The 13,424-nt window shown below is 71.5% G+C and carries 14 protein-coding genes; 3 read left to right on the top strand and 11 right to left on the bottom strand.

What is annotated here, in order from left to right:
• Positions 1–96: 96 nt before the first annotated feature.
• The 6 genes from ACWDSL_RS46990 to ACWDSL_RS46965 form a co-directional block, all read right to left on the bottom strand.
• The gene (locus ACWDSL_RS46990) at positions 97–1,287 is read right to left on the bottom strand and encodes an MAB_1171c family putative transporter (protein ID WP_450495068.1); all 1,191 of its coding nucleotides are present in this window, start codon (positions 1,285–1,287) and stop codon (positions 97–99) included.
• Complete coding sequence (locus ACWDSL_RS46985; RefSeq protein ID WP_450495066.1) at positions 1,280–1,939, bottom strand: hypothetical protein; 660 nt, start codon at positions 1,937–1,939, stop codon at positions 1,280–1,282. Before ACWDSL_RS46985 ends, ACWDSL_RS46990 begins: the two co-directional genes overlap by 8 nt.
• Positions 1,926–2,480, bottom strand: coding sequence for a helix-turn-helix domain-containing protein (locus ACWDSL_RS46980; protein ID WP_450495065.1), 555 nt, complete (start codon positions 2,478–2,480; stop codon positions 1,926–1,928). The genes ACWDSL_RS46985 and ACWDSL_RS46980 overlap by 14 nt, the downstream gene beginning before the upstream one ends.
• 232 nt (positions 2,481–2,712) lie before the next feature.
• Positions 2,713–2,889 (bottom strand): hypothetical protein, encoded by a 177-nt coding sequence (locus ACWDSL_RS46975; RefSeq protein WP_014174380.1) that lies wholly within the window; start codon positions 2,887–2,889, stop codon positions 2,713–2,715.
• A 185-nt stretch (positions 2,890–3,074) separates the two neighbouring features.
• Positions 3,075–4,346, bottom strand: a complete 1,272-nt coding sequence (locus ACWDSL_RS46970) for an MFS transporter (RefSeq protein ID WP_450495063.1) — start codon at positions 4,344–4,346, stop codon at positions 3,075–3,077.
• 119 nt (positions 4,347–4,465) lie between these two features.
• Positions 4,466–4,966, bottom strand: a complete 501-nt coding sequence (locus tag ACWDSL_RS46965) for a MarR family winged helix-turn-helix transcriptional regulator (RefSeq protein ID WP_450495061.1) — start codon at positions 4,964–4,966, stop codon at positions 4,466–4,468.
• A gap of 120 nt (positions 4,967–5,086) precedes the next feature.
• Between ACWDSL_RS46965 and ACWDSL_RS46960 the strand changes: the two genes are divergently transcribed.
• Positions 5,087–6,577: an outer membrane protein assembly factor BamB family protein gene (locus ACWDSL_RS46960; protein WP_450495060.1), complete on the top strand. Its 1,491-nt coding sequence runs from the start codon at positions 5,087–5,089 to the stop codon at positions 6,575–6,577.
• Between the two features lie 41 nt (positions 6,578–6,618).
• On the opposite strand, the gene ACWDSL_RS46955 is transcribed toward ACWDSL_RS46960, so the two are convergent.
• The gene (locus ACWDSL_RS46955) at positions 6,619–8,250 is read right to left on the bottom strand and encodes a TROVE domain-containing protein (RefSeq protein WP_450495058.1); all 1,632 of its coding nucleotides are present in this window, start codon (positions 8,248–8,250) and stop codon (positions 6,619–6,621) included.
• Positions 8,251–8,498: 248 nt separating this feature from the next.
• On the opposite strand from ACWDSL_RS46955, the gene ACWDSL_RS46950 reads away from it, so the two are divergent.
• Complete coding sequence (locus tag ACWDSL_RS46950; protein ID WP_450495057.1) at positions 8,499–9,392, top strand: CPBP family intramembrane glutamic endopeptidase; 894 nt, start codon at positions 8,499–8,501, stop codon at positions 9,390–9,392.
• 20 nt (positions 9,393–9,412) lie between these two features.
• The gene (locus tag ACWDSL_RS46945) at positions 9,413–10,330 is read left to right on the top strand and encodes a lytic polysaccharide monooxygenase auxiliary activity family 9 protein (protein ID WP_450495055.1); all 918 of its coding nucleotides are present in this window, start codon (positions 9,413–9,415) and stop codon (positions 10,328–10,330) included.
• On the opposite strand, the gene ACWDSL_RS46940 is transcribed toward ACWDSL_RS46945, so the two are convergent.
• The 4 genes from ACWDSL_RS46940 to ACWDSL_RS46925 all read right to left on the bottom strand — a co-directional run.
• On the bottom strand, positions 10,293–10,976 hold the full coding sequence (locus tag ACWDSL_RS46940) for a nucleoside/nucleotide kinase family protein (RefSeq protein ID WP_450495053.1): 684 nt from the start codon (positions 10,974–10,976) through the stop codon (positions 10,293–10,295). The genes ACWDSL_RS46945 and ACWDSL_RS46940 overlap by 38 nt on opposite strands.
• A 5-nt stretch (positions 10,977–10,981) precedes the next feature.
• Positions 10,982–11,866 (bottom strand): sugar phosphate isomerase/epimerase family protein, encoded by an 885-nt coding sequence (locus tag ACWDSL_RS46935; protein ID WP_450495052.1) that lies wholly within the window; start codon positions 11,864–11,866, stop codon positions 10,982–10,984.
• A 36-nt stretch (positions 11,867–11,902) separates the two neighbouring features.
• Complete coding sequence (locus ACWDSL_RS46930) at positions 11,903–12,688, bottom strand: ATP-binding cassette domain-containing protein (protein WP_450495051.1); 786 nt, start codon at positions 12,686–12,688, stop codon at positions 11,903–11,905.
• The coding region (locus ACWDSL_RS46925) for an ABC transporter permease (RefSeq protein ID WP_450495049.1) at positions 12,685–13,424 on the bottom strand (740 nt) is incomplete at its 5' end. The genes ACWDSL_RS46930 and ACWDSL_RS46925, both read right to left, overlap by 4 nt.

Here is a 13,424-nt window from a genome sequence, read left to right as displayed (position 1 = left end):
CCGAGAGGCGGCGCCGGGGCTGAATCTCCCCGGCGCCGCCCTGTGCCACGGGCGGCCCCGACCCCCGTCCAGGGCCACCTCGCTCTTGGTCCCCCTTCACTGCCGCTGGGCGGCGGTCCGTTCGCCCAGCTCCTCAAGCACCTCGTCGACAAGCGGCTGGTGGTACACGTCGGCGACGCGCGCCAGGTGCTCATGCTCCTGGCCCGGCCCGGCGCCCGTATCGACCACCACGCTGTCAGCGCCGGGCACCGGCACGCGCCCGGCCGCTTGGTTCAGCAAACCGCGTCGGAGCGCCGCCGCTTCCATGAATGCAACAAGTTGCCAATCCCCGAGTCCCGCAGTACGCCCCTTGACACGGGCGATCTCCAGGGCCTCGGCCTCCACATGGCGCCGGACACCGCGCTGTACGTCCCGGATCTCCGCCATCTGACGGTTGGCCCGCCACTCCAGATCGGCGAACGGCCACCAGCCGGTCCAGCCATGGCGCCCTATGGGCATGGCCACTTCGGGCGCCTGGGCGGTGACCTCGCGCCACAGCGGGTTCAGCCGGCGGAGTCTGCGCCAGGCGGAGACGCGCGGCCCGAGCGCCGGGATGGCGAACCCGGCCAGGACCAGCAGGGCGGCGACCGAAGCAGTCAGCGGCGCCACGCCGTTGGACAGCCAGGGCAGGTCCCGGCCCGCCCAGGAGAAGAGAAAGCCGATCACCTTGCAGGCGCAGTACGCCAGGCCCAGCCAGCACCCGGCGGCCAGTACCCGCAGCCCCCGGGCGAGCCAGGAGCCGCGCAGGGTGGACGCGTAGCGCCGGCACAGCACCCCGAGCCCGGCCAGCCCCGAACCGAAAATGGCCAGATACAGCACCAGGAAGGTGACAACTCCCGGCGCGTCCGCGTATGCGGTGCTGAAGTCGCGGGGGTGCTCGACGGCGTCGGGGCGGCCGACGGCGAAGCCGATGACGGCGACCGACCACGCCGCGCCGACGGCGGTCACCACCGTACGGGGCCGCACCGCCGACCCGGTCCAGCGCAGCATCAGCACCAGGGCGCCGGTGGCGAACACCACCACCGAGGAGTAGAGGAAGACCATGGCCAGATTGGCCACGCCCACCAGGCGGTCGAACCAGCGGTAGACGCTCGGCGCGGACAGCAGGAACACATTCGCCACGCCGGCCGTCATGACGCAGGTCAGGCCCAGGTCGGCGTTCTGCCGGTCGCGGAACCAGGCGCGTGCCTTGTACCCGACGATCGCCCACGCGGCGGCGCCGAAGCACAGGTAGACGACGTCAAACACGCGCGCCCCCGCCCTCGCCACCGGTCCCGGTACCGCCCGTCCGCGAGCCGCGGACATGCCGCAGCGCGGGCCCGAGCGCGGCGGCGAGTTCGGCCGCCCGCCCCTCGAGCGGCAGTCCGTCGTCGGGCGAGGCCGGCACCACGCGCTCCATGAGGAGGGTGCCGAGCACCTCGGTCTCGCGCTCCGTCAGGTCGTCGTAGCAGTGGTGGCGCGCGAAGTCCGCGGTCATCCCCAACCGCCGCATGGCGGTGGTGACATCGACCGACGGCGCCCACATGCGCAGCGCGTCCTCGGTGACGGCGGGGTCCTGGTCGTGGCCGAGCAGCAGATGTCCGACCTCGTGCAGCACGATATGGGTCTGGTGCCAGGGGGACGTCCGCAGTTCGTAGAAGATCCAGAATCCGTCGTCGGTGCTCGCCGTCATACCCGAGACCACGCCGCCCAGGCTCATCGGCACCAGATGGACGGGACGGCCCACACGGCCCGCCACGAGGTCGCACAGACCCGGCAGGTCGGTCGAGGCCGGCAGTCCGAGCTCCTTGATGAGCTGCTTGCACCGCCGCCGTATCCGCCCCACTCGCATGCCCGTACCGTCCTCCTCTCCGATCCGCCGCCAGGATTGGAACAGCAGATCCTGGTCACCGTCGGCCACTGGGCGCCCCGTCGTCGGGATCCCGTGGGCTGCCCGGACCGCCCGGACCACCCGGACCGCCCGGACCGCCCGGACCGTCGGCGTCGGCCGGGTCGGGCGGGAGGTTCATCTGCTGTCGGAACTGGGAGATGATCGCGGCCAGGCTGTCCTGCACCTCCGGCGGCAGGCCCACCGAGCGCAGCGCGATTCCGCGCACCCGCTTGTCACGCATCGCGACGAGGAACCGCACCTCTTCCTCGACCCGCTCGGCCTGCGACGGGGACAGGTCCCCCAGCAGATAGCCGACGGGCACGGCGAAGAACTTGGCCAGGGCGCGCAGCACGTCCGGGCTCGGGTTGGTGCGCTTGCCGTTGCGCAGCATGGAGAGGTACTGCTCGGTCAGACCGACCCCGCCGTACTCGCCGCCGCCGCTGATGGCCTCGGCCACATGGGCGTTGGTGTAGGGCGCGCCCGGCGGGTGCATGGTGGCGAACAGGTAGTTGAGCCGCCGCGCCAGCGGGCTGCCGTCGGCCTCCGGCGACCCATGGGTCCCCACTGCCATCCGCACCCCCTCCTGCTGGTCACGGCGCATTCACTCACGGTTGGTTAAGGCGGACTCCGCCGCGCGATGCATCCTGCCACGGGCATCGGGCAGCGCACCAGTCCATCCCCGGCCGACCATGGCCGGGGCGGACTTAACCAGCAGTTGAGGAGCGCGAGCGCTGAGAGGGGCACAAAATGCGAAAGCCTTGTGCCGCCGCGCCGGGCGCGTGAGTTCAGGGGCGCTTGCCGCGTCAGTCCACGCTCTGGAGGATGTGCGGCTCGGCCAGGTCGTCCTCGTACCCGGCGAGCCGGATCGGGGCTGATCTCGCCCAGACTTCCAGGCTGCCCACCTCCGTCGGCTCCGCGAACGCGAACCGCTCGCGGTCCTTGGTCGGCGAATCGTCGCTCTGTGTCTTCTCGGGGGTCACCGCACACTCCCTAGTGTCGGCTGAACCGGATGTGTCGCCAGGTTAACGAGATCCAGAACGCCGTGCGCGTTGATTCCCAAGGAGTGGACACCCCGTCCCGGGAGCGCGGGCCGGTGGCCACCCGCCCGCGCCGCGACGCACCAGGTCACAAGGGGGTCGCGGGCGGGGACCGCCGAACGGGTGGCTCAGCTGGCGGAGCCCACGTCCTCGGCGACCGCGTCCCGCTCCAGCCGCTCCACACGGTTCTCGGCGGGGGTGTGCAGCGCAGCCTCGGCCGCCTGGGTCCGCTCGGCGTCCGCGAGCAGGGAGTGGCCGGTCGACAGGACGGCCAGACCGGCCAGGACCGCGGCCGCGCCGACGTAGAACGGCATATGCACGTCGTAGTGCTCGGCCAGCCGGCCGGCGGCGTACGGCGCCAGACCGCCGCCGATGAACCGGACGAAGCCGTAGGCGGCGGAGGCCACCGAGCGCTCGACCGGGGCGACGGTCATGACCGCCTGGGTGGTGATGGTGTTGTTCACGCCGATGAAGGCGCCGGCCAGGATCACCGCGGCGATCAGCGTCGTCCGGGACGAGGTGAACAACCCGATCACCAGGATGTCCAGGGCGAACAGCGCCAGGTTGAGGTAGAGGGCACGAGCTATGCCGAGGCGGGCCTGCAGCCGGGGCGCGACGAACACGGAGAAGATCGCGACCAGCACGCCCCAGCCGGTAAAGACATAGCCGAGCTCATGGGTGCCCAGCTCCATGGGGTACGGGGCGTAGCCGAGAACGGTGAAGAAGCCCCAGTTGTAGCAGAGCGCCATCAGGCCCATGGTGAGCAGCCCGCGGTGGCGAAGCGCCTTGAGCGGGTCGAGGAGCGAGGCGCGGCGGGCGGGGGTCGGGGTCGGCTGGACCAGGACCAGGGTGGCGATCAGCGCGATCGCCATCAGCACGGAGACGCCGAAGAAGGGCCCGCGCCAGCTGATCCCGCCCAACTCGCCGCCCAGCAGCGGGCCGACGGCGATGCCGACCCCGAGCGCGGTCTCGTAGAGGATAATCGCCCCGGCGAACCCGCCGCTCGCCGAGCCGACGATCACAGCGAGTGAGGTAGCGATAAACAGGGCGTTACCCAGGCCCCAGCCCGCACGGAAGCCGACGATGCCGCCGATACTCCCGGACGCGCCCGCGAGCGCGCTGAACACCACGATGATCGCCAGGCCCGCCACCAGGGTCCGCTTGGCGCCGATGCGGCTGGAGACGAAGCCGGTGACCAGCATGGCGACGGCGGTGACCACCAGGTAGCTGGTGAACAGCAGCGACACCTGGCTGGGCGTGGCGTGCAGCTGGCTGGACAGGGCGGGCAGGATGGGGTCGACGAGCCCGATGCCCATGAAGGAGATCACGCAGGCGAAGGCCACGGCCCATACGGCCTTCGGCTGCCGGAACGGACTCGGGGCGCTGGGATGGGCGGACAAGGTGTACTCCCGGATAGGAATGCGTTCTGTGAATGCGCTCTCGGGGGATGCGGCCGGGGGCGGCGAAACGGGGTGACGGAGCGCCATGCGCCGGGTGTGACGGGTGGGGTGACGGATCGTCACCTGGTGGGCGTGGCGGGGCGGCCGCCCGGGCCTGCCACGCTCGCCACGAGGCGCCGCAGCGCGGGCGCGGCCGAGCCGACCGCGGCGGCGAGCGTCGCCTGATCCTCGGCCGGGAGCGCGGCCAGCAGACCGGACAGGCGCGTGACACGGTCCCGGCGCCGCTCGGCGAGCAGCCGCCGCCCGGCGTCGGTGATGGACACGAGCACGGCCCGGCCGTCGTCCGGGTCGGCGACCCGGGCCATCAGCCCCTGCTTGGTCAGGCGCTGCACCAGCTGGGTCATGGCGGGCTGGCTCACTCCCTCGTCGGCGGCGAGGGCGGTCAGCCGGGTGGGGCCCTCGCGAGCCAGCCGGCCGAGGGCGGAGGCGGCGGTCATGCTGATGTCCCGCTTGCCCAGTTGGCGCACCGCGAGCACCGCCAGCTGCTCCAGGACGTCGGCGATCTCCTCGCGCCGCTCGCGGCCGACCGGATCCTCACCTGCCATAGCTGCATCACCCATGCATCCATTTGTATCACACACCTATGTAACCGAACGAGCCCTCGCACGCCGCCCGTCCGGGACCCCGGGTTAAGGTCTGCTGCGCGCCGTACGCGCGCTGATCACATCTGTGGGGGGATCGTGTCGATTTCGCGTTCCGTCAAGCCCATCGCCCTGCCCCTGGCGGGGGTCCTGGTGTCCTGGGCCGCGGTGTTCCACTGGCTGGGGTGGTCCGCGCTGTCCAGCGAGTCGAACGGAGCGTGCGGGGGCAGGCACGGCCCGTGCCCCGAAGGGCTCCCGCCGGTGCTCATCCTCGCGTTCGTCTTCACCTTCGCCGGTGCCATCGGGATGAGCATCGCCGTCGGGGCGAACAGCGGGTCGCTGGCCAAACCCTGGATGGTGTCGCTGGTCGTGGCGGGCCTGGCCGTCGGCGTGTGGCCCGGTGTGCTCGGGTACGAGTGGCTGCGCGGGCCGCACCTGGACGTGGCCTGGGAGGCGTCCCGGGACCGCCCCTCCTCCGTGCGGGCGGTCGGTGAGTGGACGCCGGGGTCGTCCACCCTCATCAGGGCGCGCAACGACGGGCTGTTCGCCTACGACACCTCGGACGGCACCCGGCGGTGGACCGTCCCGGCGCCCGAGCGGAGATCGGTGTGCACGATGAGCCGCACCACGCCGTCCTCCATCGGGCTGATAGGCCTCGGTCGGTACGAGAAGCCCTGCGACACCGTGGTCGCCGTCGATCTGTCCTCCGGCCGCACGCTGTGGACGAAGAAGATCAAGGCCGATGGCTCCGTCACCCGGCCCACCGACGCCCGACTGGTCGGCGCCGGTGACACCGCGGTGGCCCTGGAGCAGAAGGCGGTCGTCGGGCTCGGGCTGCGCGACGGTGCGGCCCGGTGGCGCAGCCCGCTGGACCGCGGCTGCCAGGCCCTGACCGTCGACGCGACGCCCGAGCGCGCCCTGGTCGTGGAGCAGTGCACCGGCACCGACGGGAAGAACACCAAGCTGCGGCTGTCCGCCCTCGACCCCCGGTCCGGCGCGCGGCAGTGGCGCAGCACACTGCCGACGGAGAGCCCCTGGGAGACGGTGTTCATGCTCTCGGCCGATCCGATCGTCGTCTATGTGAACGAGGACGACGATCGCGGAACCGACGCGGTGATCAGCTTCGACGACGAGGGACGGCGGCGGGCCGTGATCCCCCGGCTCGGGCAGGAGGACGACCTCAACTTCGAGGTCATGCAGTACGGTTTCAGCGAACCCTTCGACGCCCGGCCGGTCTTCCGGTCGGTGGTGGCCAAAGGGCTGTTCATCAGCGCTGTCGGCCCGGCGGACAAGAACGATCCCCAGCACGTCGCCGCGTATTCACTGAAGGACGGCAGACGCGTCTGGAAGACATCGCTCGGCGGGACCGTCACCGCCCTGACCCAGGAACGCACGGGAGAGCTCGATCTGCTGGCCGGTGGCGACCTGTGGCGCCTCGACCCGGCCACCGGTGAGAAGCACGGCGGGACCCCGCTGCGCGGCGCACCGCTCAGCGAAGTCCTCGCCCTGCACCGGGTGAAGAGCGGCCAGTACGTGATCGTCAACTCGAACGGGGCGAAGGACGCGCCGCCGGTGTTCGCGATCAAGTAGCCGGGGACAGCCCACCGCCCGGGGAGCGGCCTGCCGCGCCCTCAGCCCTCCCAGGGCCAGCGGGCGTTCCGGCCGGCCTCCAGGAGCGGGATCATGTGGAAGGCGTGGTCCGTCAGGCCCCCGAACGCATGGCGGTTGCCACCGCCCGAGGGCATCACCCCGGCCCGGTAGCCCGCCATGTTCCACATGTAGACCGGCACTTCGGCGGGCACCAGGTCGTCGATCTGCGTCTCGGGCATTCCGCCCCACTGGCCGTGGCAGTTCGACGGCAGCCAGCCGGGGCGGGTCTGCTCATCGGTGACGATGACGATCCGGTCGTGACCGGCGTAGTGCTTCTTGACCGCGGAGGGGATGTCGGTGCCGTTGATCCGCCCGAACTCCTCCATGAGCCGCAGCGCGCTGCCGCCCTTGGACACCTTGAGCCGCCTGCTGCTCATGCCGAACTCGACCAGCGTCGGGGCCTCGGCCCGCACCGCGAGACCCGCGCCGAACACCGCGGCCTGCTCGGCGAGCGAGATGTCCGAGGTGTTCGGGGTGGAGTATCCGTAGCCGGGGAACATCGACGGCGACCGGTCGATCAGGATCAGCGTCCGGCCGGGCAGGGACGGCACGTTGGCCAGTGAGGTGTTCAGCGCCTTCTCCAGGGCGTGGCCCCAGCGCAGCGACCGGGTGTGCTTGTACGCCGCCCAGAACCGGAACGGGAACATACGCGACCGCGCGACCTGCGCGGGGTCAGCGATACGCGCGGCCACCTGCTCGGCGACGTCGTCCGAGACACCGGCCTCGTCGAAGTTGCGCAGATTGCGCACCAACGCCATCAGGCCCATGGCCGGGATGGCCGCTTCCCAGGCCGCCTTGTCCATCGGCCCCTGAAGCCAGCCGGCCAGCCGCTCCCAGGTGAACCCCGCGCCCGCGAGCCCGCCAGGGGCGGTGACCAGCGAGGGGTCGAGCACATACGCCCGGCGGTCCGGGACCGGAAGCGCGGCGAGCTCCGCCGCGGCCCGCAGCACGGTCAGGCTCTCGGGGATCTCCGTGTCGCGGCCGTGGCGCCGGTCGAGGGCGTGCTTGAACAGATCGCCCTGCCACGGCTTGTCGTCCGCCGGGCGGGCGTGCACGAGGTTGAGCACATCGCCGAACCGGAAACCCTTGGCGGCGGTGTCGTACCTGAGCAGCGACCGCTCGTCGTAGAGGCGCCGTACCGCGTCGGCCACGCCGCGCTTGACGGGCTTGGGCAGCGCCCGGCCGTACCGGCCGGTCCAGTAGCCGAGCATCTCCCCCGGCTCGTCGGCGCGCCGCAGCACCGAGTCCACGACCTGCCGCGAGTGGCCGGGCGCCGCCGCGTCCAGGCGCGCCCTGACGTACTCGGCGGCGCCCACCAGAGACGCGGTACGCATATTGCCCCCGCGGCGCAGCCAGCCCAGCAGCCGGGCGGTCCACTCCGGGTCCTCGACGGCCAGCTTGCGCACCAGGTGGCGGTAGCGGTCGTCGCGGTCGTCGCCCTGCTCGTAGAAGGTGTCGGTGCCGACCATGTTGGACACGGCGAGGAGGAACAGCTCGCTCTTGTCGTCGCGGAGGTATCCGGTCGCGCCCTCGTGGGTGGCCGTACGCTCCCCGGTGGTGGCGATCGGCGAGACGGCCGCCCGGCGCGTGGCACGGGTGTTGAAGCGAGCCATGAAATTTCCCCCTCGTACTGGATGTCCAGGTGAAGTGGCCCCCGCCTGCGCACCTGGACGGGTTCACTGTAGCGACGACGGCCTTGGACACCGAACCGATTAACGGCCCCGGCCCCTCCCCCGTACGAGCCATCGCCACCTCCCGCCACCGGGGGAAACACAATTCGCTCCGCGCAGCGATGTGGGCCCGTACCGGCGAATGACACGTTGGTGCGCGGATCCGGTTCGGCCGCGAAGGAAAGGCGCGTATGTCGAAGACTCGTATGACGAAGAGGAACAGAGGGGTCGTGGCGTTTCTCGCCATCACCTTCGGCGGTACCTGGCTGTGGCTGTGGGTGGCGCACGGTGTCCTGGGCCTGTCGGCGCTGAACCCGCTGCTGCAGCTGCCGGGTTTCTGTATGCCGGGGATCGCGGCGATCGTCGTACGGCGGTGGGTCACCCGGGAGGGGTTCGCCGACGCGGGGCTTCGGCCACGTCTGCGGGCCGCCTGGCCGTACTATCTCGCCGCCTGGCTCGGCCCGCTCGCCCTGGCCGCGGTGACCATGGCGCTCGCGGCCGCCCTGGGCGTATGGCACCCGGACCTGTCGCCGCTCGACGAGCTCGCGCCGGGGGTGGCGAGGTGGCCGGCGCTGCTGGTCCTGATGCTCGTCGTCCCGCTGCTCACCCCGGTGTACTGGGGCGAGGAGTTCGGGTGGACCAGCTATCTCCGGCCGCGGCTTTTCGGTGGCCGCGTCCTGCCGTCCGTGGTGGCCACGAGTCTCATCTGGGCGGTGTGGCACTACCCGCTCGCCTTCATCGGCTACTCCGACTTCGAGAACGTGGCGCTCGGCCTGCTGGTCTGGACCGTGTCATTGCTGTGCCAGGAAGTCGTCCTGGCGTGGCTGTATCTGCGCAGCGGCACCGTCTGGGTGGCGAGCCTGGCGCACGCCGGGAACAACATGGTGCTCTTCCTGCTCACCGGCCAGTTGCTGAGCGACGGGGCCGACGGCCTCGGTGCGATCGCGACCATGCTCCTCACCACGGTTCCGGTGGCCGCGCTCGCCGGGTGGCTCGGGTGGCTCTCCCGCCGCCGGGCAAGGGCGTTGAACGCAGCGCCCGCGCGCCGCGTACTCCAGGGCGCGGGCGGGCCCGCCCGCCGCTAGGGCCAGGAGGGCCGTATCGGATGACCGCATATCGCACCGCCGCCGTGGCCGCCCTCCTCGGGGCGGCCCCGGTCCTGCTCATGACGCTGGCCGCCGGGCCCGCCCAGGCGCACGGCGCGCCGACGGACCCGGTCAGCCGGACGGTGGCCTGCTCCCCCGAGGGCGGCGAGAACTCCCGGTCGGCCGCGTGCCGGGCGGCCGTCGCCGCCGGTGGGGTCCCGGACGAGTGGGACAATCTGCGGGTGGCCGGGGTGGCCGGCCAGGACCGGCAGAAGGTTCCCGACGGGAAGCTGTGCAGCGGCGGGCTCGACGTGTACAAGGGGCTCGATCTGGCCCGCGCCGACTGGCCCTCGACACGGCTGACCGCCGGTGCGGACCTCACTCTCACCTACCGTTCGACCATCCCGCACACCGGGACGTTCGAGCTGTATCTCACGAAGGAGGGCTACGATCCCACGCGGCCGCTGAACTGGTCCGACCTGGACGCGAAGCCGTTCGCGACGGCCACCGACCCGGCCCTGGTCGACGACGCCTACCGCATCAAGGCCAAGCTGCCCACCGGCCGGACGGGCCGTCAGCTCCTGTTCACCATCTGGCGGAACACCGGCACGCCCGACACCTACTACTCGTGCTCCGATGTGGTGTTCGGCGGAGCCGAGGACACGGCAGGCAAAAGGGCCCCGGCCGAGGGCGGCGGGACCGACACCGCCGAACGCCCCGCCAAACCCGCTGACACACCCACCGGCACACCCACCAGCGAAAGCACCGCTGAAAACACCGCCGAAAACACCGGCACCGACACCGGTAAGGACACCGACCGCGCCGACGCCACCGAGAACACCCCGGTGACGCTGTACGCGGGTGGCGCGGCGGCGCTCGCCGTCGGTGCGGGCGTGGTCGTCACCCTGCGACGGCGGCGCCCTCGACGTCACCGGTGACGACGAGGTCGGCCCGGTGCCGGGTGCCGGCCACCACGTCGGCGTTGCGCTGGTCCGTGCCCAGGCTCCAGGCCACCGCCGCGGCGTGGTCCTTGCCGAACCGCTCGTGGCGGGCGACGAGCCGGTGCAGCCGCTCGGGCTCGTCCAGCTCGCAGTACCAGACCTCGTCGAGCTGCGGCCGCACCCGGGCCCAGTCCCCCTCGTCGTACAGCAGGTAGTTGCCCTCGGTGATGACCAGCCGGGCAGTGCGCGGTACGGGGATGCTGCCCGCGATCGGCTGCTCCAGCTCTCGTTCGAAGCCCGGCGCGTACACCACGTCGTCCTCGTCCTCGTGCAGCCGGCGCAGCAGCGCGGCGTAGCCCGCCGCGTCGAAGGTGTCCGGGGCGCCCTTGCGGTCGCGGCGGCCCAGGCGGTCGAGCTCGATATCGGCGAGGTGGAAGCCGTCCATCGGCACATGGGCGACCCAGCCGCCCACACCCTCTCCGTCCCCCTCGGCCGAGCCGTCGCGCAGCGCGGTCAGCAACTGCTCGGCAAGGGTGGACTTGCCGGCCCCGGGGCTTCCGGTGATCCCGAGAACGGCGCGCCGCCCGGGCTGCACCAGGGCGCGGGCGCGGGCCGCGAGCTCCTCGATCGTCATCGGCGTCATGGGTGTCATCGACCGCGGCCGCTCACGGCGAGCTGGTTGGTGATGAAGGTGTGGGCGTGGCGGGCCAGGTCCTCGCCGTCGGACCACAGGTCGCGCCAGACGGCGAGGTCGTTGGACAGGCCCTGGGCGACCACGGCGGAGGAGAAGGACTCGAAGGTGATCGGCCCGCGGTAGCCGATATCGGCGAGCGCGTGGAAGAAGGCCGTGAAGTCCAGGTGTCCGGAGCCGAGGTAGCCGCGGTGGTTCTCGCCGATGTGGACGTAGCCGAGCCGGTCGCCGACCTCGTGCACCGGCCGGATGAGATCGTCCTCTTCGATGTTCATGTGGTAAGTGTCCAGGTGGATCAGGACGTTGTCCGCACCGATGTCGTCGGCCAGCGCGAGGGCGTCGCGGGCGGTGTTGATGACGTTGGTCTCGTAGCGGTTGCAGATCTCCAGGCCCAGCGTCATGCCGAGGCCGGCCGCCTCCTGGGCGAGCCGCCCCAGCACGGTGACGGCGTTGCGCCGGCCGGCCGCGGTGAGGGGGCCCGGGTACTTGCCGAGCGCGCTGTAGAGCGCGCCGGTGAAGTGTGTTCCGCCCAGGCCGTGGGTGACGGCAAGGGAGCTGTGCAGCAGGCGCTCACCGCGCTCGACCACGGCAAGGTCATCGCTGGAGACATCGGCGTCGAAGGCGAGGCCGCGGGAGCAGGCGACCCGCAGTCCGGCGTCCTCCAGCTGGCGGCGCGCCGCGGGGACATCCAGCGAGTCCGAGTCGTGCAGCGAGAGTTCGAGGAGGTCGAAGCCGGTGGCCTTGGTCTTGTCGATGGCGTACGTGAGCGATTCGGGCGAGGTGTCGCCCGCCCACACGAGGGCGTGCACGCCGATCGGGTTGGCCTGGGTCACGGTGGTCATGAGCGGTGTTCCTTTGTGTGGCTGGTCGATGACTGGCTAGGCGGCCTGCGCGCCGGTGATGAGCGCGACGATCTCCTCGCCCGTGGTCTCGGCGGTCCGGCGGCCCGCGACGCAGCGGCCGGACCGCATCACCCAGACCTGGTCGCTGAGCCGCATGACCTGCGCGAAGTTATGGCTGATGAGCAGCACCGCGTGGCCGTCGTCGCGCAGCTTGAGGATGAGCTCTTCGACGCGCGCGGTCTCCTGGACGCCGAGGGCCGCCGTGGGCTCGTCCATGATGACCAGCTGCGAGCTGAATCCGGCCGCCCGGCAGATGGACACGGCCTGGCGCTGGCCGCCGGACAGCCGCCGCACCCGCGAGGTGACCGCCGGCACGTTGACCGCGAGGGTGGAGACCATCTCCTGTGCGCGGCTCTGCATGGCCTTGCGGTCGAGGAAGGACACCGGCCCGATGCGGCGGACGATCTCGCGGTTGAGGAACAGGTTCTGCCAGACGGTGAGGTCTTCGACCAGCGCGAGGTTCTGGTGGACGGTCTCGATGCCGGCCTCGCGGGCGTCCTCCGGCGAGCCGAAGTCGACCTGCGCCCCATCGAAGAGGATGCGGCCGCTGTCAGGGCGGTGGATTCCGGACACGCACCGTACGAGGGTGGACTTGCCCGCGCCGTTGTCGCCGACCAGCGCGGTGATCTCACCGCGGCGCAGGCTGACGGACACCTCGACGAGGGCCCGTACGCTGCCGAAGGACAGCGAGACGTCCTCGCAGCGCAGCAGCTCGTCCGAGGCGGTGGCCGCGGTCTGGGGCTCGGACTTGACGGTCGTCATCGCTGAAACCTCATCAGGAAGGCCGCGAGCACCACGACGATGCCGACGGACAGCGGCTGGTAGAACTGGGAGACGCCGAGCAGGGTCAGTCCGTTGACCAGCGCGGTCAGCAGCAGTGCGCCGATGACCGGGCCGATGACGGTGGCCCGGCCGCCGAACAGGCTGACCCCGCCGAGGACCACGGCGGCGACCGAGTTCAGCAGGAAGGACGTGTTGGCGGCGGGTTCGGCGGCCCCGACCCGCGCGACCAGCAGGATGGAGGCGAGCCCGGCGAGGAGTCCGGCGACGGCGTACACCGCGATCTTGATGCGTGCGGTGCTGATGCCCATCGCGGTGGCCGATTCGGGCGATCCGCCGGTGGCCAGCAGATGGGTGCCGAACCGGGTGTGGAAGAGCACCACATGGGCCACGATGGCGACGGCCGCGGCGATGATGAACATCCAGCCCAGGATCCCGATGCCGTTGGTGGACAGCTTCAGCAGAGCCGGTTCGATGACGGTCACGGGCTTGCCGTTGGAGACGATGAGGGCGAGCCCCGAGGCCGCCGACAGCATGCCGAGCGTGACGATGAAGTCGGTGATCTTGCCGCGGGCCACCGCGAAGCCGTTGAGCAGTCCGGCGAGGGTCGAGGCGGCCACGGCGACGGCGCAGGAGGCCGCGAGCCCCCAGCCGGCCGAGTACGCCTGGCCGAAGCCGACCGCGCCCAGGGTCATGACGGAGGCGATGGACAGGTCGA

The sequence above is a fragment of the Streptomyces sp. NPDC000941 genome (assembly GCF_053599555.1).
This window is presented reverse-complemented; position numbering and strand designations above follow the sequence as displayed.